The following is a 24,900-nucleotide window of genomic DNA, read 5'->3' as shown; positions in this document are numbered from 1 at the left end:
TCGCAAAGGCGATCGGGGATTTCTAGCTTTTATCTATTTGACTCGTCTCATCTTTCTGCAATGCTGTCAGGACTTGAAAGCACAGCTTGAGCAGAAACAGCAGAAATCCTGCGTGGGGATTGAGGCAAGTGGCAACGCCAACCACTGCAAACTCGGTTACTTTGAGCCATTTTTTCTTATTTGAAATCTTCATGTTGGTCATCTTTGTTGAAACTCTCAACAATCTGCCAAATGCAAGATAGGAGGCTGGTTTTAGATACGATCGCCTACCGCCCAGGTTATGTACAAGTTTGTCCAAGTTACGATCGCGTCGCTAGAATTGGGGAAAGCTGGAACCACTACATGACAGAACGTACCGGGCGATCTCTCAGGTTATCGCCAACTCAACTGAAAAACGCGGACAGCGCATTAGCAAAATTTGGTAGCAAATCCGATTTGGCTGCTGAATTAAAGATGTCGCGTACTACCATCAACAAATTTTTCAAAGGTGAACCTGTTCAGCGCAAGCAGTTTCTTTGCATCTGCAAAAAGCTCAAACTTAAATGGGAACCCGATGATGAACTCGTTCAGCAGAAAGGTAAACCACCGAGTTCACTCTCAGATCCGCCTGCAGAGAGCGAGAAAGATGACATTGATGCGTTAGTTCAGCAGGTACGATCGCGCCTCCACGATGACATCCAACGGTTGCACGGCACCATGCCGCTTTGGGGGGTCGATCGTTGGGTGCCGTTGGGTGATTTGTTTGTGGATGTCAATATTCTGGAGAAACTGAGCAGTAGTCGTAAGTCGGAATTCCATGATTTGTGCCAAGATTTCAGCAACAATCCCAGCTATCGCAGTTTAGATCGCATTGGCTTGGGCAGGGAAGACGAACGAGTGTCAGGCAAAGAGGTGCTGGCGAAGAATAAAAACCTGATGGTGGTGGGCAAACCGGGTTCGGGAAAAACCACGTATTTGCAGCGAGTGGTGATGGAGTGCAACGCAGGTAATTTACAAGCGCACCGGATTCCGGTTTTGATTAAACTGCGAGATTTTGTCGAGGATGGGCGTGAGGTTGCCTATTCGCTAGAGCGTTATCTAGAGGGATGCTGGCGGTTATCGGATGCCGAAACTCAATTGGCGTTAGATCGAGGTCGGGCGCTGGTGCTGCTGGATGGGTTGGATGAGGTGACGGGAGAAGATGGGAAGAAAATCGCCAAGGAAATCAAGCGGTTTGCTCGCAGTTATCCGCAGGTGCAGGTAATTGTGACCTGTCGAACGCAGAGTCAGGAATCGCGGTTTGAGCGGTTTGATTATGTGGAGGTGGCGGATTTTAATGAGTCGCAGGTGCAGGCTTTTGCCCAACATTGGTATAAGGCGGTGATGGGGGATGAGTCGGGGGGACTGGCAAAAGCCGAGGAGTTTCTCGGGCTGCTCTTTTTGGAGGAGAATAAGCCGATTCGGGAGTTAGCAATTACGCCGATTTTGCTGAGTTTGACTTGTGCGGTGTTTCACCACAAGGGAAAGTTTTACTCGAAGCGTTCCAAGCTTTATGAAGAGGGGTTGGAGTTGCTGCTGGAGCAGTGGGACAAGTCTCGGGAGATTGAGCGGGATGAGATTTATCGCGATTTGTCGGTAGAGCGGAAGTTGGAGTTATTGAGCCATTTGGCGGTGAAGAAGTTTGAGCAAGAGCAATATGTGCTATTTGAGCAGGAGGAATTGGAGGATTATATTTCGGAGTTTTTGGGAATTGGGCAGCGGGATAGTCGAGCGGTGTTGAAGGCGATGGAAGCGCAGCATGGGTTGTTGATTGAGAGGGCGCAGAAGGTTTGGTCCTTTTCGCATTTGACGTTTCAAGAGTATTTGGTGGCTAAAAATATTGCTGATAATAAAGAATTATTTCCATATCTAGCCACTCACATTACTCAAATCCAATGGCGCGAAGTATTCTTGATAACAACGCAAATTTTACAAGATGCCAGTGACCTTTTACTCTTGACTAAAGAAATAATTGATGAACTCATAGCAGAAGATAAAAACCTTCAGTTTTTTATAAATTGGTTATACCACAAAACTCAATCTATTAGTAGTTGTTATAAATTCTCCGCTATCAGAGCCTTTTATTTTAGTCTTGAGCTTTTTGACGATTTTTCCCCCGCTATAGAGTTTGCTTGTAATCTTGATATTAACTTTGATAATGAGTTCCAAACTTATAGTGATATAAATCCATTTGTCCATGTAGACGATGACGATAATTTTATCATATGTAATCATAATTTTGATACTACTCTTACCCATGCACTTAATTATGATCTAGCGATAGATTGTGAGCTGACACGTGTTCTCATTCGTGGAATATATCTTTGTCAAGAGTTAGAAACCTCTATATCTCCAGTTCGTGCTTCTGTTCTTATGGTTGCTTTAAATAGGCTTATCTCGCTTATTGATAAATCAACAATTAAACAAATCTTAGAACATCTAAAGAAACAGTTGCCCACACCTTCGCCATTTATAGTAGGCAGACAAGAATTTATCTCTTTTTGGCAACGCAAGGGAGAAGTTTGGCTCGCTCAATTACGAAATATGACAATTGAGTATCGTAATATTGGACATATTTGGCAATTTAGTGATCTACAATGGGAATTACTGTGGCAGTATTATGAGGCAAATAAGTTGTTAATAGATGGCCTGAATAGCGGGTGTAAAGTCACCCAGACAGTAGGCAAAGAAATAGAAGAAAATTTACTATTACCGATCGCCGAAATCGAAAAACGCAAACGTGAAAAAGCAGAGTAGGGCAATTCGCTATAAATCCTGTCTTATCTAATTTCGGCAGGGTTTATTTCAATAAACCGTGCCTTGAGTATGCTTAAATAAGTTTAGACACTCGCTAACCATATTTAAACCAGTGAACTTTCAATCAGTCATTGCAACTTTGAATCAATTCTGGAGCGATCGAGGCTGCCTGATCGCCCAATCCTACGACACAGAAAAAGGTGCAGGAACCATGAATCCCCACACCTTTCTCAGAGCAATCGGCCCCGAACCTTGGTCAGTCGCCTACATCGAACCCTGTCGCCGCCCCACCGACGGACGCTACGGCGAAAATCCCAACCGCTTCCAACATTACTATCAATATCAAGTTTTAATTAAACCCTCTCCTCCCAACATCCAAGATATCTATTTAGACTCCCTCAGAGCATTAGGAATTAGCCCTGAAGACCACGACATTCGCTTCGTAGAAGACAACTGGGAATCGCCCACCCTCGGAGCTTGGGGCGTCGGCTGGGAAGTCTGGCTCGATGGCATGGAAATCACCCAATTTACCTACTTTCAACAGTGCGGTAGCATTGACTGTCGCCCCGTATCTATTGAAATTACCTACGGACTAGAACGCCTAGCAATGTATCTCCAAGAAGTCGATGCGATGACGAAAATTCAGTGGAAAGATGGCATCACTTACGGCGACGTTCACCTGCAAGGAGAAATAGAACAGTGTACTTATAACTTTGAAGCTTCCAATCCCGAATTGCTGTTTACTCTATTTGGATTGTACGAGCAAGAAGCCGAACAATTGACAAAAAAAGGATTGGTTTTGCCTAGTCTTGATTATGTGCTAAAATGTTCTCACACTTTCAATTTGCTCGATGCTAGAGGTGTGATTTCTGTAACGGAAAGAACTCGGTATATCACCAAAATTCGCAACTTGGCGCGGCGAGTTGCTCAGCTTTATTTGGAACAGCGCGAAAAGCTGGGTTTTCCTTTAGAAAAAGCTGTAAAAGTTTGAGTTTGGGTTGGATTGTGGGGCGGGCATCTTGCCTGCCTCCAGAACGGGCAAGATGCCCGTTCCACAAAGAGTGAGTTGGATTGGGGAGTGGGCATCTTGCCTGCCTTAAGAACGGGCAAGATGCCCGTTCCACAAAAGCCATATTTTTAATTAATTAAATGCCTAATTATTCGGAAAATAATACAGAAACAAATCCTCAACTGCGAATTGACAGTGTAAGCTTGAAAACACCGATCGCCTCCAGTTATTTGTTGGAAAATATATCGTTTCAGGTACACAAGGGATCTCGCGTGGCAATTGTGGGCCCTTCAGGTGCCGGCAAAACAACGCTGTTGCGACTGCTAAATCGGCTCAGCAGTCCCACCAGCGGCTCGATTTATCTGGAAAATACAGAATATCGCCAAATACCTGCGATCGAACTCCGCAAACAAATCACCCTCATCCTGCAAGAATCCAAGCTTTTGGGAATGTCGGTGCGAGAAGCATTGGCTTATCCTTTGAAGCTGCGGGGCGTGACTGCATCAAACATTGCTGAGAGAATTACCGGGGCGATCGAACAACTGCACATACCCCAAGAATGGCTCGATCGCAGCGAATTTCAGCTTTCCACAGGCCAAAAACAGCTCGTGGCGATCGCCCGCGGCATCATCCTGCAACCAAAAATCTTGCTTTTAGACGAGCCCACATCCGCCCTAGACGCAGGAAAAGCCGGCCACCTTTTGCAAGTATTGATACAGCTAACAAACGGCCAAACCACAATTGTAATGGTCAACCATCAATTAGAATTAGCCGAGCAATTTAGCACGCGAATTCTGCATTTACAGCGCGGAAAGCTCATCGAAGACTTGCCCTCCCATCAAATAAATTGGGTGCAACTGCGGCAAAATTTAATCCAAGCAGAAGCAGAAGCTCAACAAGAATGGTAAATAAGCTAAAAAACATTTAGTTGGCATTTTGAAAACTCTTAAAATTATTGTGGGGTGGGCAGGAGAGCCCGCCCCAAAGATGCAGCGCACTCCGCCCCCTACATAATCCAATACGGTTCAGTTAAAATATTTATTCCTCTGAGATCCCCCTAAATCCCCCTTCTTAAGGGGGACGCAAGAGTAAGTTCTTGTCCCCCCCTTTTTAAGGGGGGCTAGGGGGGATCGAGCTTAACTGAACCGTATTGCTACACAATCAATGAGCTCCCCCAGCACCCGCACCCGCTTTCACCTTTTTAAAACCCAAAATAGCAATCCCACTTAACAGCAAAGCAATTCCCACAAAATAAAAACAATCATTAAAAGCCATTACATAAGCTTCACGGCGGACAATATTATCAATTGCCTTAATTGCCTGGTCTTTCGCCACGCTTAAATCTGCACCGCGACTCACAAAATACTGAGTCATTTGATTAATTCGCTCCTGGGTTGCCGGATTGTACAAAGAAACAGATTCCCCCAATCGATTCGAGTGAAATTGCTGGCGTTGCGTCACCAAAGTTGCTAGGGCCGCAATCCCCATCGAACCTCCCATATTTCGCATCATATTAAACAAACCAGAAGCCGAACCAGCCTCGTGTCTCTCCATACCAGCAGTGGCAATAGTTGACAGCGGCACCATAATTAAAGGCTGTCCCAATGCCCTTACTAATTGCGACCAACGCAACTGATCGATACCCGTCTCGTGAGTCATGCTGGCATTCATAAAACAACTCACCGCAAACAAACTCACACCGATGCCAATCATCAGCCGCATATCGATTCGCTGCATCAATTTCGGCACCATCGGCACGAGGAATAACTGCGGCACCCCAGCCCACATAATCACCTCGCCAATTTGCATGGCATTGTACTGCTGAATCTGACCTAAATACAGGGGCAAAATGTACACCGAACCGTACAATCCCACCCCCAAGGATACATTCACAATAGTTGCTAATCCGAAATTGCGGCGGGTCAGCAAGCGCAAGTTAATAAACGGCCGTTTGCGAGTTAGTTCAATCCAGAAAAAAGCACTGAGAAATATTGCAGCAATTATGCTTAAACGCACAATAAAATCCGAACTAAACCAGTCCTTGCGGCTTCCTTCTTCTAAGACGACTTGCAGCGAACCCAAGCCGATCGCCATCGAGATAATTCCCCACCAGTCGCCCTCTTTTAGCAGTTCGAGTTTCAGCGGTGTGGGGGCGACGGCGTACCACACAGCAGCTAGCAGCATCAGCCCTGGAATTAAATTTAAATAAAAGACATATTGCCAGCCGTAATTCTCAGTCAGCCACCCTCCCAATGTCGGCCCGATGGATGGTGCAAAAGTAGCTGTCAGTGCAAACATGGCCATGCCGATTGGCTGCTTTTTGGGCGGCAAATTTGTCAGCAAAAATGTAAAAGCCATCGGAATTAAAATGCCGCCTGACAACCCCTGCAAAGCCCGAAATACAATCATTGAATTCAAATTCCACGCCCAAGCGCAGCACATGGAAAAGAATATAAAGAAAGCGGCATTTACCAAGATGTAGCGACGGAATGAAAATACCTGCGACAGCCAGCCAGTCAGCGGAATTACGACTATTTCTGCAACTAGATAGGCGGTGGATATCCAAGAACCTTCTTCTAAGGTTGCGCCTAAAGCTGCTTGAATATCTTTGAGAGATGCGTTGGTGATTTGGATGTCCAAAACTGCCATGAATGCGCCGAGAATTGTTCCCATGACGCCGATCCAGGTTTTTAAGGGAACGCGATCGCTCTGCTGTGGTATTGCACTTGTATTTGCCATTGGTTTAACCTCTGGTTGCGTAATTAATTTGGATGTTTTAACCGCAGAGGGCGCAGAGGGCGCAGAGAAAGAGATGAGAAGAGAGAAGTTGACAAGTTGTTGAGGATTGCTGGAGATACAGTCAATCGATTTTAGATTTTAGATTTTAGATTTTAGATTGACCCCACGGATAAATGCGGGGGCTTGAGGATTTTCAATTTTCGATTTGGGATTGATTCCACGGATAAATTACGTGGCGGGTACCACCTTTGAAATTCTTGGTCAGATATTAGCTTTGGGAATGTTGTTTAATGTTGGCTTTTGTGCTTTTAGGCTAAATCGCTAGTGCGGAATTAAACCCATTTTTTGATAAAGTGGTCGGACTAAGTTTTTTAAAGCTGGCAACTGTTTGGTAAAAACTATTGAGCCTAAAACACAAAGTATACCTCCAATGATGACTGTATTGGGAGCGCCGATATAATTTGCCAAGCCGCCGGCAACTAAATTCCCAAACGGTGTTACTCCAAAAAATGCCATGGTGTATATGCTCATCACCCTTCCGCGTTTGTCGTCTTCAACGATTGTTTGTAAAAATGTGTTTCCTCCTGCAAATTGCAAAATGAAACCAAACCCCACAAACAACATCATGATTAATGACAGCCCTAAGACGCGAGACAATCCCAAACCTATCAGTCCGAATCCCATAATTGCTGGTGAAATCGCAATCCATTTGCCGAGGCCAACTATACTTGTGCGCGAAATCAATGAAATCGCCCCCGCAAAGGCTCCGACTCCCGAAGCAGCCATCAAGAAGCCGAGAGTTTGTGGGCCGCCTTGCAGAATTTTGGTGGCAAAAATTGGGACTAAAACTGTGTGGGACATTCCGGCAAAACTGACTAATGCTAATAGCAGTAAAATTGCTCGAATTGGGGGAAATCCGAAGGCATAAACGAATCCTTCTTTTAATCTTTGTAAGGGTTTGGTATTAGTTGCTGGAATTTTACGGGCTTTGATCTGCATCGCTAATAAGCCTGCAATTACAGCGATGTAGCTGAGTCCGTCAATGAGAAAGCAATAACTTGCGCCGACTGTAGCTATCAGCAAACCTGCAATTGCTGGGCCGATTAGTCGGGCTCCGTTGAACATGGAAGCGTTGAGGGCGATCGCATTTGCTAAATCTTCTTTCTTTTCTACAAGTTCCGGTACAAAAGCTTGCCGTGCCGGCGCGTCAAAGGCATTAATTGCGCCTTGAAAGAAACTCAGTACCAGGATGTGCCAAATGTTAATGACTCCTGTTAGCGCTAAAACTGCTAGCGCTAAGGATTGAACCATTGCTAATATTTGAGTGGCAACTATGACTCGGTGGCGGTTCCAGCGATCGATTAAAACTCCTGCAAAAGGCAGTAAAATTAATGTGGGGATTTGACTTGTAAATCCTACTACGCCGAGCATCCAAGGTGAATCGCTCAAATTGTAGACAAGCCAAACAGTAGCGACTTGCGTCATCCAATTGCCAATCAGCGAGATTCCTTGTCCTGCAAAAAACAGGCGATAATTTCTCGATCGCAGCGCTGGAGGAAGTTGTATTGTTTTGATTTTTGCTAGTAGATTCATGCTGCAAGTACGGCCTTAGCAATCCTATTCGATTGGTAAACATTTTGTAGGGGTAGCACCCCTAAGCCTAGCCCTAATTAGCGAAGGGCAACCATCGGGGGGCTCCCCTAGACTTATTTTACGAATCCTTGACAATTGCGATATGAGCCGGAGGTTCTATTTTACAACTCCCGAAAACCAGGATTTGAGTAGAGTTAAATTTTTGCCCGTAGCAAAACGATCGCAACATTTAATTTTTCTGTTGCGATCGCTTGACTAACGAGAAATTCCTTCCCCGAACTCTTCCCTCAATTAATGCTCAACAGCCAAGTACCGAGGTAACGCAGCAAGGGAACGTCCCCAGGGGTGCGGATGCGGACGTTGAAATGGTACATTCCGCCCGGAGATGGGTTTGTGACGTTGGAGAGTACAACCTCAACATTATTGCCGGCGGCAATTGGTTCTTTGGGATAAATTTCTATGAATCGATTTTCTTTGTCCCAGATTACTTCTTGCAATTCGATTGATTTGTCTTTGACGCGCACTTTAATGTCTTTTTGGTCGAATTCGCCTTTGTAGTAGTCTGGATAGGATATGTTCAGTTGGGCGATCGCCAAACTTACTTTTTTGGAAGGAATTCGCAGCCGATATCTATCGCCGCTCATCCCCGCTTTGCCGTAATCTAAGCGATAGTTTAATTGGTTGGCGCGATCGGGCCCACCGAAAATTGTGAATCCTGGCATGGACTGGGCTGAGCTGATGGCGGGCAACCCAGTCACCAAGCAACTTGTCACCGCTAATGCTGAAAATAATCGTCTCATAATCACTCCTCTTATCAAAATTACGATGGAACCTTAAATATTTACTGGGGGCAATTTGCTATGAATGTCTTTAATATACCGACTGTCTCGGCAATTCGAGCGCCAGAATCGATCGCACGCTGGCTGACATCAATTATTTTTTGGGTAATACTGACAACAGACCTTTAAACTACAGAATTACTCAGCAGTAAAGTCTATCATACCCTGACGCAAATTTCACAGTTTAGCGGAGTTCAATCTATAAAAGAAGTTAAAGAAGCTGCCCTCCTGGTGGCGATCGGCTTTACTATCAACGTCAGAAGTAAGCCAGCGATGGAAATCGCGCCTACACTTGCCTCTGGTGGGTCCACGCCGACTGGGAAATTTGAGCCAGCCAGCGATGGAAATCGCGCCTACACTTGCCTCTGGTGGGGATGGTGCGCGGACTGGGAAATTTGAGTTTCAATCCCTGGAGGCAGGTTGTCTGTGTAGACGCGGTTTCAACCGCCCTGTCTGTGTCTGTCGATATCGGTCTGTGTCAACGTAGTTGAAACCCCCAGACAAGGGTTAACTAGAATCAAGGAGAGTTCATGAAATTAGCGATCGCCAAAGAAGTCGAAGCAGGGGAACGCCGGGTGGCTTTAGTACCCGACGCTGTAGCCCGATTAGTCAAACAGGGCGTCGAAGTTTGGGTTGAGGCCGGTGCCGGCGCAAAATCCTTTTTTTCGGATCTTGCTTACGAAGAAGCGGGAGCTCAGGTTGTCGCCGATACCGCTAGGCTGTGGGGCGAAGCCGATGTCGTCGTGAAAATCGGGGCCCTGCAAGAATCAGAAGTTCATCAACTCCCCGAAGGAGGCGTTTTCATCGGATTTTTGAATCCTCTGGGAGCTCCAGCTTTAGTGCAGCGTTTAGCCGATCGCAAAGTAACGGCATTCAGCATGGAAATGATCCCGCGCACCAGCCGCGCTCAAAGCATGGATGCACTGTCATCTCAGGGCAACGTTGCCGGTTACAAAGCGGTATTGATCGCAGCAGCGGCTTTGCCGAAATATTTTCCGATGCTGACAACGGCGGCGGGTACTATTCGCCCCGCGAAAATATTGGTAATGGGTGTGGGCGTTGCGGGCTTGCAGGCGATCGCCACGGCGCGCCGTTTGGGTGCGGTAGTCGAAGCCTTCGACATCCGCCCGGAAACAAAAGAACAAGTGCAAAGTTTGGGCGCTAAATTCCTTGATGTCGAACTCAAGGAAGAAACCGTCGCCGCCGGAGGTTATGCTAAAGAGCTATCAGAAGCGGCCAAAGAATACACCCGCCAAGTGCTCACCCAACACGTCAGCGCTTCCGATGCAGTGATTACCACCGCTCAAGTTCCCGGCAGAAAAGCACCTATTTTAGTTACTAGAGAAATGGTTTCTCAAATGAAGCCCGGATCGGTAATTGTTGACCTCGCGGCCGAACAAGGCGGCAATTGCGAATGCACGGAAGCGGGGAAAGAAGTTGAATGGAACGGCGTTAATGTCATCGGCCCGATTAATGTGCCCTCGTCGATGCCCGTACACGCTAGCGAAACTTACTCGAAGAATATCTCGGCTTTAGTTCAGTTGATGGTCAAAGATAAGGAACTAAATTTGAATTTTGAAGACGATATCATTGCTGGTGCTTGCGTTGCCCGCGACGGTGAGATTAGCAACCAGCGAGTTCGCGATGCTTTGGCAGCTCAGGCTGAAGCCGTCAGTTAGATTCTGTCGTTATGAGGCAAAGTCCGGCAAGGGTTGAAACCCCTGCCTCAAAGCTAAAGTCCTCTTAAGAGGACTGAAGAACTGATTAGATATCTCCATAAAAGCCTTTTTTGAACAGGCTTTCCGGCCTGTTCCACAATAATTATTGGAGATTTCTATTAGTCCTCTTAAGAGGACTTTGGCTTTGAGCCAGGGAATTCATTCCCTGGCGGACTGGCGGATGCAACCGGGAACGAGTTATTTCCAATTACCAATTACCAATTACCAATTGTCATGGCAGAAGGATTGATTGCAGGTTTAGTGGTGTTTACTCTAGCGTCGTTTGTGGGATTTGAAGTAATCAATAAAGTCCCGCCGACGCTGCACACACCTTTGATGTCGGGATCGAATGCGATTTCGGGAATTGCGGTTTTAGGTGCAATTCTGATTTCTGGCCAAGGCAGTGTGACTGTTACTTCGATTTTGGGGACGATCGCGATCGCCCTGGCCACAATTAACGTAGTCGGCGGTTTCTTAGTAACCGATCGAATGCTGCAAATGTTCAAGAAAAAAGAGGTTAAAGCGTGAGCGATTTTCTGCCCAGTGGCATTCAACTAGCTTATTTAGTTGCCGCATCTTTGTTTATTGTCGGTTTGAAACAGTTGGGTTCCCCTGCAACCGCCCGTCAAGGAAATGTGTTAGCTGCGATCGGGATGTTAATTGCGATCGTCGGTACGTTGCTGGAAAAACAAGTAGTCAGCTACGAATTGATAGCTGTCGGAATTATCGTCGGTTCCATTTTGGGAACGATTATGGCGAATACCGTGGCGATGACGGATATGCCGCAGATGGTGGGTTTGCTTAACGGTTTCGGGGGCGCGGCTTCTGCACTCGTTGCTGTGGGCGAATTCTGGCGCTATCTCAGCATCCCCCAATCGCCAACTCCAGACGCGACAATCACGATTCTTTTGGGTGTGCTCATTGGCGGAATTACCTTCACTGGTAGCCTTGTGGCCTTTGCGAAACTGCAAGAATTGCTGCCGGGTGCGCCTGTCACGTTTCCGCTGCAACAGCCGTTTAATGCCATGCTGGCGATCGCACTTTTAGCCGGCAGCGGTTATATGCTGACGAATCCCGAAAATGTGCCGGTATTCCTGGCTTTGGTGGCGATTTCCAATATTCTGGGCATCATGTTTGTGCTCCCGATTGGCGGCGGCGATATGCCCGTGGTGGTGTCGCTGCTTAACTCTTATTCGGGGATTGCGGCGAGTGTGGCTGGGTTCATTTTGATGAACAATATGCTGATTATCGCTGGTGCATTGGTGGGCGCGTCGGGGATTATTTTGACGCAAATCATGTGCAAGGGGATGAATCGATCGCTTTCTAGTGTGCTGTTTAGCGCCTTTGGTAGCGGTGGCGGTAGTGCTGCGGGTGCTGCTGGGGCTGCTGGTGCTGCTGACAAAACTGTTCGCAGCATCAATCTCGAAGAAAGTGCGATGATGTTGGGTTATGCGCGATCTGTGGTAATTATTCCGGGTTACGGAATGGCTGTAGCGCAAGCACAGCACGCTGTGCGCGAGTTGGCCGACGGTTTGGAAAAAATGGGTGTTGACGTGAAATACGCGATTCACCCGGTGGCTGGGCGGATGCCGGGGCACATGAATGTACTGTTGGCGGAAGCAAACGTGCCTTATCCGCAGTTGTACGATATGGATGATATCAATCCGCAGTTTGAAGAAACGGATGTTGCTTTGGTAATCGGTGCGAATGATGTGGTGAATCCGGCGGCGCGTCACGATACGGCGAGCCCGATTTATGGGATGCCGATTTTGGAGGTTGATAAGGCTAAGCATACGATCGTGATCAAGCGCGGGATGAGTGCTGGTTTTTCCGGTGTGGATAATGAGTTGTTTTACAAGGATAAGACGATGATGTTGTTTGGTAGCGCTAAGGATGTGGTTGCGAAGTTGGTTTCTGAAGTGAAGCAGTTGTAGGATTTTGCAACCGCTGATGAAGGCGGATTAACGCGGATTAACGCAGATGATTAAACCCGGTTTTTTGGATAAACCGGGTTTTTGTTTTGGGTTTTGTTTTGATATTAATATTCTTCAGTCGGCGGAGGCTGACTTTGTTTGTATAGTCGCGATTTCAATCGCCGAGTATCAACCTATTCTTTACTTCAGAAGGATCTGCTGTCTCAAAAAATAGTTCTAGCGCCTCAATCAGATTCCGTCGCGCTTCTTCTATATTGTCACCTTGGCTGGCCATATCAAGTTCTGGGCAAAGGGATACATATCCGTCGCCTTCTCGTTCAATGATTGCTGTAAACTGTTGTGTTGACTTCATAATTTGAAGTGGCGGACTGCCAAGCTCAAACAATTATACTTTTACTTGAGATTATATCGCATTTTTCGCTGTTCGCTGGAGAGGGGCGATCGCCCTATACAATGCTAGCTTGGTTTAAATAGTCACGGGCGATCGGTGCTAGTCAAATATACCTGCGCTCGGAGATTTTTTAAATATAATGAAATCCTAAAGAATTAATAGAACTGCAAAAATTGTACTAACCTTAGAGCTAAAGTCAATTAAATTAAAAAATTTTCAACTATGTCAGATCAACCTTTTAATATCCGCCAACTAAATGGCCTAGATTATGACGAAGCAGAACCACTCCTGGAAGATTATCAGGAAACGCTAATCGAGCTATTTGTCAATTCTACCGAAGGAGAAGAATACTGTAAAACTTATCCAGACGTTGGATTTTGGATCTCGCAGTTCATTTATTACGGTTTCGGCTATGAAGGTTTTACGCTGCCTCGCATGAAAGTGGAAGATGTCGCAACTGTAGTCGAAGAGTTGTTTCCCAGGAAAGTGACTTTGCTTTCGCCGGAAGAAGGTGAAAATGCTATCCCGGAATTATTGGCGTTCTGGCAATTTTTGAAGCGAGAATTTAAACTGCGAAATGCCACTTCAATTATCAAATACCTGCGGGATATCGAGCCGGAATTTAAGGAGATTATGGAAGATTCCTCTAAATTTGGATTTGCCAAATCCTTTGTAACGCTCGGTCATCAAGCAGGGTTTGATATGAGTACGGGGGAAGGTCTAACACAATTTCAGGAGATATATAATGCTAGCATTGCTCCTATAATTGCAGCTAAAAACTCCGATACATCGGGATTTTCCAGCAAACCGATAAGTGGTAGTGCTGTCAATGGATCTAAAGCAAGTAAAGAAAAACAAAAAAAAGCAAAAAATACGGCGACTGAATCGATAAAACGCAACCGCACTAAGAAAAAATGAGGTTTAGCAAGTATCTATCCTCACTTCACTCTTCTTCTGATTCTTCTCAGCATCTTGTTAGCTTCTTCCCTCCCGCGAAACTTCCAAACTAATAAATAACACATCAAACAAAACCCAAAAATTCCTAACACGATCGCACTTTCTTCCGGTGAGTGGGTAGTTCTATCGAACTTCCCACTCTTCGGAATTGCTTGGATGTTGTTAGTTCGATCTACCGTTCGATCGCCCGCTTGCAAGTTAAAATTGTCTTGTTCAATCGCATTACTATTTTTAAATTTTCGATCTATTTCTTGAAAGGAATTCGCCTGTTCGCAGCTTGTTAAAAATAATCCCATAAGGATAAAAATTAGGAAATAACAGGGCGATTTCACGATTTTTACTTCCATTTATGGAGAAAGCGACTAAATGAATATAAGACTGACTCGTGGGAAGGCAGAAACCGGGTTTTTTGCGAAAATACTTCGTATACAGCCACAAATTCCCTGAAAAACCCGGTTTCTTTGGTCTGAGTGTGCGGTCAGAAACCGGGTTTTTTGCGAAATACTTCGTACACAGCGACCGATTCTCTAAAAAACGCGGTTTCTTTGGTCTGAGTGCGTAATTCCTACGAATAATTTCTACAATAGCGGTGTATGATTTTCTCGATCGCACATTAATACGATCGTACCATTTTTTTCAAGTCGCAGCTACGGGTAAGGAATCAGTATTGCCGAGATGTGCTAACAAAACGGGCGATCGCGCTGATTCAAGCGCTATAATCTAGCTAATAGATTGCATTCAAATTCTGTTGGTTAATTGCAGATATTTGTCAGGATAAGGCACTGCCGTATCCCTATCCGAATTGTTTGTAGAAACAGGGCAATGCGGTGTACTCTAACCAGGATGTTATTCAATCTCAATTAAATAGCAAACACTGACAATAAAAGAATTAGAAAAAAAACTACTGACCTTAACTCCTGATGAAAAAATTCAGGTAATACAGCTATTATTTCAAAGTTTAAGCAATACTTGGCAAGGAATCGAAAAAACTCCGGGCGTGTGCGGTGGCGATGCTAGAATTGCCAAGACTCGCATACCTATTTGGTCGCTGGTAAATTATCGCATTCTGGGTGCAAGTGATGTGCGGATTTTGCAAGACTTTCCTCATTTGAGTGCAGCAGATTTGGCGAATGCTTGGGCTTATGCTGAGGCATACCCAGAGGAAATTGAAGCTGCGATCGCTAGAAATGAGGCAGCCTAAAACATGGCGGGAATTTGCTATAATCTAGATAATATATTCCGGCGATCGCACTTATGACTATACAAGAATTAGAAACTCAAGTCTTAACATTAAATGCGGTTGATAAAGCTAAACTAATCAGCATCCTAACTCAAAATTTAACCAACGGTTCTTTAGGCATTAAAAAGACTCCCGGTGTCTGTGGAGGGGATGCCTGTGTGGGCAATACTCGCATACAAGTTTGGGTACTGGTGGGTTATCGCCGTCTCGGATGCAGCGATGCGGAACTTTTTAAGTGCTATCCCCATTTGACTGCGGCTGATTTAGTAAATGCTTGGGCTTATGCTGATGCTTACCCAGAAGAAATTGAACAAGCAATAAAAAAAAATGAGGCTGCTTAAAACATGGCGCGAATTTGCTATAACAAGACTTACAGACTCCGACAAAGAAACCGGGTTTTTACCGAATCAGTCCGCAGCAACAATGTATTTTCTTAAAAAACCCGGTTTCTGGGCCGCCATGGGTAAGTCCTTATAATTAAATCCCCCACTGCTCCCAATATTAGGTAAAATCATTTGGGTGTCTGAGGATAAACTATATGCGCTTGGTTAAATATATTGCGATCGCCATTATCAATGGTTTCGGTGTCGTCATCGGTATTATTTGGGTTGCAGTCCCCGCAACAGTGGCTCAACCTTCCCTAAACTACCAACTCGCACTCTCTGGGCGAGGGCCAGACGGCGAAACTGGGCAATCCCTTTCCGAACTCTACAAATTGCGCGATCGCCTCAAAGTACAATTAGATAACCTTGCCAAAACTCCCGACAGCGCCCCGTTTCCTGGTGAATTTTGGAAACCACAAATCCACCGCCAGCAATCCCAAACTCTGGCCCAGCAACTCCAAAACGTTCAAGTTCAGATTCAAATAGAAGAAATCGCCAAAAATAATTGGGACGAAGCTGCTAAATTAGCCGCCCAAGCAGTCGAAATTGGACGCACTTCTAATCCTTCTTCTGCTACTTGGGAACAGTCCCAACGGCGGTGGCAGTGGGCTATCGATACGCTGCGACTCATTCCTCACGGTTCTTTTTTGAACGATCGGGCGATCGACAAAACCATCGAATACCAAGGAAACCTCACAGTCGCTACCTATGAACTGCAAGTTGCACGTTCTGTTGAAAAAATTAGAGCCGAGGAAGAAGAGATAAGAGAGCGAGCCCGAAAAGAGCAAGAGAAAAAAGAATTAGCTCGTCGAGAAATAGAGAGAAAAGAGCAAGAGAAAAAAGAACTTGCCAGAAAAGAACTTGAAAGGCAAGAATTCCAAAGGCAAGAATTAGTCAGAAAAGAACAAGAAAGACAAGAATTAGCCAGGAAAGAACTAGAAAAACAAGAACAAGAAAGACAAGAATTAGCCAGGAAAGAACTAGAAAAACAAGAACAAGAAAGGCAAGAGTTAGCCAGGAAAGAACAAGAAAGGCAAGAATTAGCCAGAAAAGAACTTGAAAGACAAGAACAAGAAAGGCAAGAATTAGCACGAAAAGAACTTGAAAGACAAGAACAAGAAAGGCAAGAATTAGCACGAAAAGAACTTGAAAGACAAGAGTTAGAGAGAAATCAGCAAGCAACTCCTCAACCAACCACAACACCAACTCCCGACCCAGTTACCTCCTCCGCGTCCCCCTCTAACTTTTTCTTTGCGGGAGATACTAACAGAGATGGCCAAATTAACGAGCAAGACGAAGCGGGAAAAGAACAATGGTCTTTGTCCAAAGGCGCGCTAATTTTATTTAACGATCGCAATAACGATCGCGGCAAGATACCGACTTGGCAACAAACCAAAGTTATAGCTCCCCGCCGTGCAGCAATGCTTTCTCAAGTTAACTTAACACTGTCTGAAAACTTCAAAACCTCTCAATTATTTATCACTGCCGACAGCATTGCCAGCCCTCACATCAGCGTTTTCCAGAAGACGGGCGACGGCTGGAAACCTGTAGATATATCCGGTGCTCAACCTCTAGTTTTCAGCACCAATATTGTTTTAGGCGTCGAAGCTAAACAATTTGCCGATCGCAACTGGAACGGCACGGTTAATCTCAAAGCAACTGCCCAAAACAACGGTCAAGAAATCGCCTCCACAACAATCCAAATGGGCGTTAGTCCTTGGATGTTAGCGCCAAATACAGCACCAGTAACCGAAGTTGTGGTGAGCGACCGAGGAGCGGCAAACAGCGAATTTATCTCCCAACTAAAACAAGCAGTAGAACCAACAGGCGCTCAAGTAAAAATTATCCAGGGCGATCGCACTTGGATGCAAGATACCCAGAAAAACGGATACGTTCAACTCCCAGAAAACTCAGAAATACGCCACTTTAATGTAGCCCTAAAAAGCAATAGCGAGCCCGACAAAAACCAGCCTGCTAAATCACCTCAAGACCGGAATTTGAAAGTATTTAAAATTGGCACTCGTCGCTCTGAAGACCCTGTAAGTCAGTGGTCTGACGGCTACGGCAATTTGCAGGTGACGCCGCCGATTCCCGGACACCCAATGGGTCGAGTTTATTACGGGAATTCGGGAAATGGTAGTTTTAATCCAGAGGTACTTGATTTTATTCAAGCTCAGAGAATTCAAGGGCCACCAGTGGATCTTGATACTTCTTGGCTTTTGACTCGCCAAGTCGATGAAATTATCAATTTTATTCCCACTCAAACTCCCGGAAAATATGTAATGGCGATCGCCAGTCCCGAAGCCGGAGTTAAGCTGTTGGAAGAATTGCAGGGAAGAGGTTACGGCGATGTTACGATCAATCGCGGTTTGAGCACTCAAACAACAGTCAGCGCCGCCTTGAAAAATCGCGTTTTAATTCAACACAATCTTAATTTACAAAATCAGAAACTTAATCCGATTGTAGAGAAGTTGAAAAGAGAGTTTTTACTCGGAGACGACCAAATTATTCAAGTTCCGGTGATGTTTGGCTACAGCGGTTATGCTTGGTGGCCGAATATGGTCAATTCGGTGCCAGTTAACGGCAAGTTGTTAGTTTCAAATCCGCGCGGGCCAATGATTGACGGTGTAGATTACACTCAAGAAAGATTGCGCCAACTGCTGCTTCCTGCTGGCGTCAGCGTTAGTTTTCTCGATGACAGGTATTATCAAGAATTGAAAGGAAACGTACAGTCGGCGACGAATACTGTGAGGAAGCCAGAAGACCGGACTTTTTGGCAGTCTTTGCCTAATAATTACTAATTGGGAATCGGGAATCGGGAATCGGGAATCGGGAATCGTGAATTAGGAATTTGTAGGGGCGGGTTCACCAACAATACTCGCCTGTAACGAACAATCTCGTAAACCCGCCCCTACCCAACAGTAAATCTCAATATACCTCCTAAACCCGCCTCCCTATGCTAATATTTAGCCAAACTATAGCAATCCTAAATGATTCAGATAAATTTGTAGGGGTAGTGCCCCCGTGCCTACCCCCTATCTATCGGGCAACCACGGGGGGATTGCCCCTACAATAATTATGCAAATGATTTAGGATTGCTATATGCTAGGAGTTTAACAGATGGCTACCCTGCAAATAGAAAATATACCAGAGGAATTGTACGCGAGACTGCAAGAGTTAGCCGCAGCTCAAAACCGCTCGATTAGCGCGTTTGCGATCGCCATTTTAGAAGCCGAGTTGTCAACAGAGAGAAAACCCCTCTCAGGAAAAGGTAAAAAGTCTGTAAGAGAACTATTGGCAGAAATCAGCCGTCGTCGCGAGTCTCGTCCGGCGAATCTGGGGATGATACTAGATAGTACGGCTTTAATTAGAAAGGATCGCGACAGATGACCGCTCCTGTGAGGTGCGTAGTCCATGCTAGCGTGGGAATTAAGCAATTTCTCCCCGATCCGCTATCATCTAAAGTTGTTCTATTGTTTACCCATCTTGAAATTCCACAGACTGAAATATTTGTACCAGATCTGTTTTACATTGAGTGGGCAAATATTATCTGGAAGTATGTCCGTGCTGGACTTTACGCGGAGGCCGATGTTGCAACAGATTTAGCTAATCTTAGAGCTTTATCCTTGCGTGCAGTATCTACTGCTGAACTGATTTTAGATGCAACAAATATCGCCTTAAATTGTGGAATCTCTGCGTATGATGGCAGTTACGTTGCTCTTTCACAGCAAGTTGACGCGCCTTTGCTAACTCTCGACCAAAAGCTAGTCACAGCTTTAGCAGGCACATCTTATGATGTTCGATATTTTAACGATTTCGAGGTACCAACACCGGATTAGCCTTAGTTTTATAGGAACTCCATTCACTTGTTTATTCTTATTACTAAAAAATTGAGCGCTATAATACTGAGCGCTATAATATAGACTAATATCATGGCAGCTTTGTATGTAGATGAACAATTTTCCTTATAACTGTGGACTAAGGAATGAGAATTAAATAACTTCCACTCTTGAAAGTGGGATGGGCGTCTCGCCCGTCCTTTTTGGACGGGCGGGACGCCCATCCCACAATAATAATTAAAATTGTAAGTTATTTAATTCGCGATCCTAAGGCTCGATAATTAATCCCTGTATCCTTGTCAAAATCCGTGTCGTGCCTTCTTCGTGATGCTAGATAATTTCAGTGCCGGCGATCGCACCAGTAACGTAAAATGTCTAAAAGCGGTCTTTGTAAAATAAATTTAGCCCCATGAGCGACGAACAGGAAAAAAAACAAATTTTGACTCAGCAACCGGAAACAATTTCCCCTACCAGCGATGAAATCGAGCGCAGTCAAATTGCCAGTGGCGATTCAACTTCCGCACCCGCAGAAACTCCCGCAGAAATTGCCGCCCCCGAAGATATTTCAGCGCCAATCGACGAAGCCGAAACAATTCCAATTGCCGGCGATAGCGCGCCGGAAACAACTCAACTTGCAAGTTATCCGCCTCCAACAATTCAAACTGCGAACCCCGAACCAAAACCAGCCCGAGCTTGGCAAATCTTGGCAGTTTTTCTCAGCGGAATCTTAGTCGGTTCCGTCCTTAGTCTCGGCAGTTTGCTAGCGTGGAGAATGTATCAGGAAAGAGCGAACCTTCAAATCAAACTACCTGCTGACGTACCCCTCCCCGAAAGCCCTCCGCCTGTCCCAGCAGCGCCCGCCAACCGCCGGCCCGGACTTCCCCCAGCACCTGGAACGCGACTGCCCGCCACAATCCCTCCGTCGCCGGGTCCGACTCAAATACCCTCTCTGTCTGCTGTTGGGCAACTTGCTTCCCCCTCGCCGTCGCCTTCTCCTTCTCCAACTGCAACTCCCGCTGCAGTTGAAACCCCTGTAACCGAGCGAGTTAACTTTCCAGCCGGTGCTACGGGAACTACTCTGAGCAATAGTTTGCGAGCCAACATATCCAGGCGCTACTTACTGGAGTGCAATAGCGGCCAAAGCATGACAGTAAATGTTCAACAAGGTCAAGTTAGCGCAGCAATTATTGCTCCTAACGGTGAAAATTTAGGTACTGCTGATAGCACAGGTCAGTGGCAAGGTCAACTAGCCAGTAGCGGCGATTATACTATTGAAATTTCAGGCGATCGCCAAGCAAACTACCAAGTTAAAATTGAAGTCAAATAGCAAGTATAATTGTATCAGGGGGTAGTTACAAAATACATAACCCCCCCTGTTGCTAATTACAAATTACCAATTACTTATTACCAATGATCGCACAAGTATCTGAAAACATCTACGAAGCAAAAACCCAGGAAATTGCCAAAGAAATCCTGCGGCTAACTCAAGAGAAAAAGCGCTCTTTTTTCGGGCAACTCCAAGACCAAATGCGCTGGGACGACAAACTGATGGATTGGGCGATGGCCAGCCCCGGACTGCGGGTGCAGCTGTTTCGATTTATTGACTGTTTGCCGGCGCTGCGCAGCAGGCCGGAAATTGCCCGCCACTTGCAAGAATACCTGACCGCCGAAGAGGTAGAATTGCCCGAAGCATTGAAAAAACTGCTCAACTTTGCTAGCCCTGATTCGGTTCCCGGTCAATTGGCGGCGACGACAGTTGCGCCTGCTGTGGAAACATTGGCGCACAAGTATATTTCTGGGGAAAATATCAAGCAGGTAATTAAAACCTTAGAGCGACTTCGCAAAGATAAAATGGGTTTTACAGTTGACCTTTTGGGGGAAGCTGTCATCACTGAAACTGAGGCGCAAATTTATCTTAACCGCTATTTGGAATTGATGGAGGAACTGGCGAAGGCAGCGAAGAATTGGCCGCAGGTAGATGCAATTGACAAAGCAGACGGCGAAACTCTGCCGCGAGTGCAAGTATCGGTAAAGTTAACGGCTTTTTATTCTCAGTTTGACCCTTTGGATGCTAAAGGTAGCGAGGAGAAAGTAAGCGAGAGAATTCGCCTGTTACTGCGCCGCGCCAAGGAATTGGGATGTGCTGTTCATTTCGATATGGAACAGTATGCTTACAAAAGTTTAACTCTGACCATTCTCAAAGACTTATTGTTAGAGGAAGAGTTTCGCAGTCGCACGGATATCGGCATTACATTGCAAGCATATTTGCGCGACAGTGCCCAAGATTTGCAAAACCTGATTTCCTGGGCAAAAAAACGCGGAAATCCGGTAACAGTGCGGCTGGTAAAAGGCGCTTACTGGGATCAGGAAACTATCAAAGCGATGCAGAAAGATTGGCCGCAGCCGGTCTACAATGACAAAGTTGCTACCGATGCCAATTTCGAGCAGATGACGCAGTTGCTGCTAGAAAATCACGAATATTTGTATGCAGCTATTGGCAGTCATAATGTACGATCGCAAGCGAGGGCGATCGCCATTGCCGAAACTCTGAATATACCGCGCCGCCGCTTTGAAATGCAAGTGCTGTACGGCATGGGCGACAAATTGGCTAAGCTTTTGGTCGATCGGGGTTATCGCGTCCGAGTCTACTGCCCCTACGGCGATTTGCTGCCGGGAATGGCTTATTTGATCCGCCGTTTGCTGGAAAATACCGCCAACAGTTCTTTCATCCGGCAAAGTTCCGAAGAAATGCCGATAGAACAATTGTTAGCCGCCCCAGTTGCTAGTGGCAATGACCAGCTAGTGTACAGCAAAGTATTTCCCAACGTTGCCGATACCGACTACGCCAATACCAAATTGCGGCAACAAGCAGAAACAGCCATCAAATCAGTGCGCGCCAACTTAGGTAAAACCTATTTACCGCTAATCAATGGCGAGTACCAAAATACTGAAGCAACCGTTAACTCACTCAACCCTTCCAATCCCACAGAAGTAGTCGGCACCATCGGATTGATTTCCGAAGAACAGGCCAAACAAGCCCTTCAAGCAGCAAAAGAAGCCTCCACCAGTTGGCGAAAAACCCCCGTCCGACTGCGCGCCGGCGTCCTCCGCAAAGCCGCAGAATTGATGGAACAGCGGCGGCACGAACTATCAGCTTGGATGGTGTTGGAAGTCGGCAAACCAGTCAGAGAATGCGACGCCGAAGTTTCCGAAGCTATTGATTTTTGCCGCTACTACGCCGACGAAATGGAACGGTTGGAACAAGGGAAAAATTACGACGTAGCCGGAGAGACCAACCGCTACACCTATCAGCCGCGCGGCATTTCTTTAATCATTTCGCCTTGGAATTTTCCCCTGGCAATTCCCGTCGGCATGACAGTTGCCTCCCTAGTTGCTGGAAATTGTACTTTACTCAAACCGGCAGAAGTTTCCTCAGTAATTGCAGCAAAAATAGCCGAAATTTTGCTAGAAGCCGGCATCCCCAAAGGCGTATTTCAATACGTGCCTTGCAAAGGTTCAACCGTCGGCGCTTACATGGTCAAACATCCTGACGTTCACATGATTACTTTCACCGGTTCTCAGGAAGTTGGCTGTAAAATTTATGCCGATGCTGCGATTTTGCAGCCGGGCCAAAAACACCTGAAACGAGTAATTGCTGAAATGGGCGGCAAGAATGCAATTATTGTCGATGAAAGTGCGGACTTAGACCAAGCAGTTGCAGGCGTAGTTTATTCGGCATTTGGATACAGCGGCCAAAAATGTTCCGCTTGTTCGCGAGTAATTGTGGTCGAGTCGGTGTACGATAATTTTCTGGCAAGATTGGTAGAAGCGACGCGATCGCTCAATGTCGGCCCTGCAGAAAATCCCGGCACTCAAGTCGGCCCTGTGATCGATGCAAATGCCCAGTCGCGCATCCGCGAATACATCGAAAAAGGTCGCGCCGAAGCTCAAATAGCTTTAGAAATGCCGGCACCGGAAACCGGTTATTTTGTCGGCCCAGTCATAGTTACCGAAGTATCGCCGACAGCAACTATCGCCCAAGAAGAAATTTTCGGCCCGGTTTTGTCGGTGATTCGGGCAAAGAATTTCAGCGAAGCGATTGCGATTGCTAACGGCACGAATTTTGCTTTAACCGGCGGATTGTATTCTCGCACGCCTTCCCATATCGATCGAGCCGCATCAGATTTTGAAGTCGGAAACCTCTACATCAATCGCGGAATCACCGGCGCTGTGGTATCGCGGCAACCCTTCGGAGGATTCAAACTTTCGGGAGTTGGTTCTAAAGCTGGCGGCCCGGATTATTTGCTGCAATTCCTCGAACCCCGCACAATAACCGAAAATATTCAGCGGCAAGGTTTTGCACCGATTGAAGGAGTAGATGATTAATCTCAAATTCAGTTGATTAAGATTTGATACCCGACTTCTTAAAGAAGTCGGGTATATGCTATCATGCTTCAAAAAATTCGGGGATATCCTATTCTTTCGTTTTAAGTTAATTTACTTAAAATAGAATCTACAAAAAATGGTGAGTGACTAAATTCTCACAAGCCTTCACTTGGCAAATGGGTGAGATTTTTAATCATAGTTATATTAGTCATCAGTATGTTTTTTCGTTTCGCCAATCTCCAAAAGAAAGTTTACTGGATAGACGAAGGTTACACTTCTGGGCGGATTTCCGGTTATACTACTCTGAATTTATTCAAGAGCTTGGTGAGTGTACAATCAAGCACATAAAAACTCTACAAAACTATCAGCGTATCAATGCAGAGAAAAGCGTTTTTGACACCGTAAAAGGATTGGCATTAGAAAAATCTCAACTTACTCCCCTGTACTTTGTAGCAGCCAGATTTTGGGTGCAACTGTTTGGAGATTCAATCGCAGTAACTAGAAGTTAGTCGGCGGTTTTTAGTGTGCTGGCATTACCTTGTATGTATTGGCTATGCTTAGAATTATTTGAGTCATCGGTGACCGCTTGGTTAGCAGTTGCCATAATAGCTATCTCGCATTTTCAGATAGTTTATGCTCAAGAAGCTCGACCTTACATTTTGTTTGTCATGTTAATTTTACTGTCAAGCGCGGTCTTGCTACGAGGAAGGCGGCTAAAAACTAATAGTAGTTGGACAATTTATGCTGTAACATTAGTAGTTGAATTTTATTCAAATCTCAAGCTAATTTTTGAGTATGGTCGCGTAAAAGGGTGGAAATTCTCCCTAATTTTAACAAGATTTGTTGGTACGGTCTTTCCCCGGAGTAAAAAGTGAAATAGAAAAAAAATGGGTGATGAAAAGCCAAATATTTATGATATAGCCTGTCTCAGTAACATGAGGTGCTCATAGGGCATAGGGCATAGGGCATAGGGCATGGGCATAGGACTTGCCCCCATACCTCACTTTTTTGAGAACCGCTATATAAAAGATTAAGAGCTAATTTGGAGTAAATTGGGAAAAAGTGAAGTTGGGTTAAAAAAATGCGTTTTAATGTTT

At 45.6% G+C, this 24,900-nt stretch carries 21 protein-coding genes; 15 read left to right on the top strand and 6 right to left on the bottom strand.

Annotated elements, in window-relative coordinates:
* Window positions 1-22: 22 nt before the first annotated feature.
* Window positions 23-193, bottom strand: coding sequence for a hypothetical protein (locus QUB56_RS01320; protein WP_332952476.1), 171 nt, complete (start codon window positions 191-193; stop codon window positions 23-25).
* 38 nt (window positions 194-231) lie between these two features.
* Here QUB56_RS01320 and QUB56_RS01315 point away from each other — a divergent pair, with 38 nt between their 5' ends.
* The 3 genes from QUB56_RS01315 (at window position 232) to QUB56_RS01305 (ending at window position 4,692) form a co-directional block, all read left to right on the top strand.
* Entirely contained in the window at window positions 232-2,775 is a 2,544-nt protein-coding gene (locus tag QUB56_RS01315; protein ID WP_332952475.1) for an NACHT C-terminal helical domain 2-containing protein, read from the top strand.
* 112 nt (window positions 2,776-2,887) lie between these two features.
* Window positions 2,888-3,766: a glycine--tRNA ligase subunit alpha gene (glyQ, locus tag QUB56_RS01310; RefSeq protein WP_332952474.1), complete on the top strand. Its 879-nt coding sequence runs from the start codon at window positions 2,888-2,890 to the stop codon at window positions 3,764-3,766.
* 158 nt (window positions 3,767-3,924) lie between these two features.
* On the top strand, window positions 3,925-4,692 hold the full coding sequence (locus QUB56_RS01305) for an ATP-binding cassette domain-containing protein (RefSeq protein WP_332952473.1): 768 nt from the start codon (window positions 3,925-3,927) through the stop codon (window positions 4,690-4,692).
* Window positions 4,693-4,945: 253 nt separating this feature from the next.
* Here the strand turns inward: QUB56_RS01305 and QUB56_RS01300 are convergent, their stop codons facing one another.
* From QUB56_RS01300 to QUB56_RS01290, 3 genes are all read right to left on the bottom strand, one after another.
* Entirely contained in the window at window positions 4,946-6,523 is a 1,578-nt protein-coding gene (locus QUB56_RS01300) for a DHA2 family efflux MFS transporter permease subunit (protein WP_332952472.1), read from the bottom strand.
* Window positions 6,524-6,844: 321 nt separating this feature from the next.
* Complete coding sequence (locus QUB56_RS01295) at window positions 6,845-8,116, bottom strand: MFS transporter (protein WP_332952470.1); 1,272 nt, start codon at window positions 8,114-8,116, stop codon at window positions 6,845-6,847.
* Window positions 8,117-8,403: 287 nt separating this feature from the next.
* A complete protein-coding gene (locus QUB56_RS01290) occupies window positions 8,404-8,916 on the bottom strand; it encodes a DUF2808 domain-containing protein (protein WP_332952469.1) in 513 nt (170 codons plus the stop codon).
* A gap of 569 nt (window positions 8,917-9,485) precedes the next feature.
* Here QUB56_RS01290 and QUB56_RS01285 point away from each other — a divergent pair.
* From QUB56_RS01285 to QUB56_RS01275, 3 genes are all read left to right on the top strand, one after another.
* Entirely contained in the window at window positions 9,486-10,634 is a 1,149-nt protein-coding gene (locus QUB56_RS01285; RefSeq protein ID WP_332952467.1) for a Re/Si-specific NAD(P)(+) transhydrogenase subunit alpha, read from the top strand.
* A gap of 273 nt (window positions 10,635-10,907) precedes the next feature.
* A complete protein-coding gene (locus QUB56_RS01280; protein WP_332952466.1) occupies window positions 10,908-11,201 on the top strand; it encodes an NAD(P) transhydrogenase subunit alpha in 294 nt (97 codons plus the stop codon).
* Window positions 11,198-12,607 carry an NAD(P)(+) transhydrogenase (Re/Si-specific) subunit beta gene (locus tag QUB56_RS01275; protein ID WP_332952464.1) on the top strand — a complete coding sequence of 470 codons (1,410 nt, stop codon included), beginning with the start codon at window positions 11,198-11,200 and terminating at the stop codon, window positions 12,605-12,607. Before QUB56_RS01280 ends, QUB56_RS01275 begins: the two co-directional genes overlap by 4 nt.
* A 154-nt stretch (window positions 12,608-12,761) precedes the next feature.
* Here QUB56_RS01275 and QUB56_RS01270 read toward each other — a convergent pair whose 3' ends face one another.
* Complete coding sequence (locus tag QUB56_RS01270) at window positions 12,762-12,959, bottom strand: type II toxin-antitoxin system HicB family antitoxin (RefSeq protein ID WP_332952463.1); 198 nt, start codon at window positions 12,957-12,959, stop codon at window positions 12,762-12,764.
* Window positions 12,960-13,220: 261 nt separating this feature from the next.
* On the opposite strand from QUB56_RS01270, the gene QUB56_RS01265 reads away from it, so the two are divergent.
* Window positions 13,221-13,916, top strand: coding sequence for a hypothetical protein (locus QUB56_RS01265; RefSeq protein WP_332952460.1), 696 nt, complete (start codon window positions 13,221-13,223; stop codon window positions 13,914-13,916).
* A 20-nt stretch (window positions 13,917-13,936) separates the two neighbouring features.
* Here QUB56_RS01265 and QUB56_RS01260 read toward each other — a convergent pair whose 3' ends face one another.
* Window positions 13,937-14,251: a hypothetical protein gene (locus QUB56_RS01260; RefSeq protein WP_332952459.1), complete on the bottom strand. Its 315-nt coding sequence runs from the start codon at window positions 14,249-14,251 to the stop codon at window positions 13,937-13,939.
* Window positions 14,252-14,829: 578 nt separating this feature from the next.
* Here QUB56_RS01260 and QUB56_RS01255 point away from each other — a divergent pair.
* The 8 genes from QUB56_RS01255 to QUB56_RS01220 all read left to right on the top strand — a co-directional run bounded on the left by QUB56_RS01255 (window position 14,830) and on the right by QUB56_RS01220 (window position 24,312).
* The gene (locus tag QUB56_RS01255) at window positions 14,830-15,156 is read left to right on the top strand and encodes a DUF433 domain-containing protein (RefSeq protein WP_332952777.1); all 327 of its coding nucleotides are present in this window, start codon (window positions 14,830-14,832) and stop codon (window positions 15,154-15,156) included.
* 53 nt (window positions 15,157-15,209) lie between these two features.
* The gene (locus QUB56_RS01250) at window positions 15,210-15,536 is read left to right on the top strand and encodes a DUF433 domain-containing protein (protein WP_332952458.1); all 327 of its coding nucleotides are present in this window, start codon (window positions 15,210-15,212) and stop codon (window positions 15,534-15,536) included.
* A 197-nt stretch (window positions 15,537-15,733) separates the two neighbouring features.
* Complete coding sequence (locus QUB56_RS01245) at window positions 15,734-18,379, top strand: protein-arginine deiminase family protein (RefSeq protein ID WP_332952457.1); 2,646 nt, start codon at window positions 15,734-15,736, stop codon at window positions 18,377-18,379.
* A 319-nt stretch (window positions 18,380-18,698) separates the two neighbouring features.
* Entirely contained in the window at window positions 18,699-18,968 is a 270-nt protein-coding gene (locus QUB56_RS01240) for a FitA-like ribbon-helix-helix domain-containing protein (protein WP_332952455.1), read from the top strand.
* Entirely contained in the window at window positions 18,965-19,417 is a 453-nt protein-coding gene (locus QUB56_RS01235) for a type II toxin-antitoxin system VapC family toxin (protein ID WP_332952452.1), read from the top strand. Before QUB56_RS01240 ends, QUB56_RS01235 begins: the two co-directional genes overlap by 4 nt.
* Before the next feature lie 409 nt (window positions 19,418-19,826).
* Window positions 19,827-20,744, top strand: coding sequence for a hypothetical protein (locus tag QUB56_RS01230; protein ID WP_332952451.1), 918 nt, complete (start codon window positions 19,827-19,829; stop codon window positions 20,742-20,744).
* Between the two features lie 83 nt (window positions 20,745-20,827).
* Complete coding sequence (pruA, locus tag QUB56_RS01225; protein WP_332952450.1) at window positions 20,828-23,803, top strand: L-glutamate gamma-semialdehyde dehydrogenase; 2,976 nt, start codon at window positions 20,828-20,830, stop codon at window positions 23,801-23,803.
* Window positions 23,804-23,946: 143 nt separating this feature from the next.
* Window positions 23,947-24,312 carry a hypothetical protein gene (locus QUB56_RS01220; protein WP_332952449.1) on the top strand — a complete coding sequence of 122 codons (366 nt, stop codon included), beginning with the start codon at window positions 23,947-23,949 and terminating at the stop codon, window positions 24,310-24,312.
* Window positions 24,313-24,900 lie beyond the last annotated feature (588 nt).

Source organism: Microcoleus sp. AR_TQ3_B6 (assembly GCF_036702785.1).
Taxonomy (GTDB): Bacteria; Cyanobacteriota; Cyanobacteriia; order Cyanobacteriales; family Microcoleaceae; genus Microcoleus.
Note: the sequence above shows the minus strand (reverse complement) of the source record. Positions and strands in the feature narration are given on the sequence as shown.

Bases quoted from the DNA above. Each gene is read 5' to 3' on its own strand.
- QUB56_RS01235 (WP_332952452.1), top strand. From the start codon at position 18,965: ATGACCGCTCCTGTGAGGTGCGTAGTCCATGCTAGCGTGGGAATTAAG.
- pruA (WP_332952450.1), top strand. From the start codon at position 20,828: ATGATCGCACAAGTATCTGAAAACATCTACGAAGCAAAAACCCAGGAA.
- QUB56_RS01265 (WP_332952460.1), top strand. From the start codon at position 13,221: ATGTCAGATCAACCTTTTAATATCCGCCAACTAAATGGCCTAGATTAT.
- QUB56_RS01230 (WP_332952451.1), top strand. From the start codon at position 19,827: ATGAGCGACGAACAGGAAAAAAAACAAATTTTGACTCAGCAACCGGAA.
- QUB56_RS01290 (WP_332952469.1), bottom strand. From the start codon at position 8,916: ATGAGACGATTATTTTCAGCATTAGCGGTGACAAGTTGCTTGGTGACT.
- QUB56_RS01245 (WP_332952457.1), top strand. From the start codon at position 15,734: ATGCGCTTGGTTAAATATATTGCGATCGCCATTATCAATGGTTTCGGT.
- QUB56_RS01250 (WP_332952458.1), top strand. From the start codon at position 15,210: ATGACTATACAAGAATTAGAAACTCAAGTCTTAACATTAAATGCGGTT.
- QUB56_RS01285 (WP_332952467.1), top strand. From the start codon at position 9,486: ATGAAATTAGCGATCGCCAAAGAAGTCGAAGCAGGGGAACGCCGGGTG.
- QUB56_RS01295 (WP_332952470.1), bottom strand. From the start codon at position 8,116: ATGAATCTACTAGCAAAAATCAAAACAATACAACTTCCTCCAGCGCTG.
- QUB56_RS01240 (WP_332952455.1), top strand. From the start codon at position 18,699: ATGGCTACCCTGCAAATAGAAAATATACCAGAGGAATTGTACGCGAGA.
- QUB56_RS01270 (WP_332952463.1), bottom strand. From the start codon at position 12,959: ATGAAGTCAACACAACAGTTTACAGCAATCATTGAACGAGAAGGCGAC.
- QUB56_RS01280 (WP_332952466.1), top strand. From the start codon at position 10,908: ATGGCAGAAGGATTGATTGCAGGTTTAGTGGTGTTTACTCTAGCGTCG.
- QUB56_RS01320 (WP_332952476.1), bottom strand. From the start codon at position 193: ATGAAGATTTCAAATAAGAAAAAATGGCTCAAAGTAACCGAGTTTGCA.
- QUB56_RS01305 (WP_332952473.1), top strand. From the start codon at position 3,925: ATGCCTAATTATTCGGAAAATAATACAGAAACAAATCCTCAACTGCGA.
- QUB56_RS01315 (WP_332952475.1), top strand. From the start codon at position 232: ATGCAAGATAGGAGGCTGGTTTTAGATACGATCGCCTACCGCCCAGGT.
- QUB56_RS01300 (WP_332952472.1), bottom strand. From the start codon at position 6,523: ATGGCAAATACAAGTGCAATACCACAGCAGAGCGATCGCGTTCCCTTA.
- QUB56_RS01260 (WP_332952459.1), bottom strand. From the start codon at position 14,251: ATGGGATTATTTTTAACAAGCTGCGAACAGGCGAATTCCTTTCAAGAA.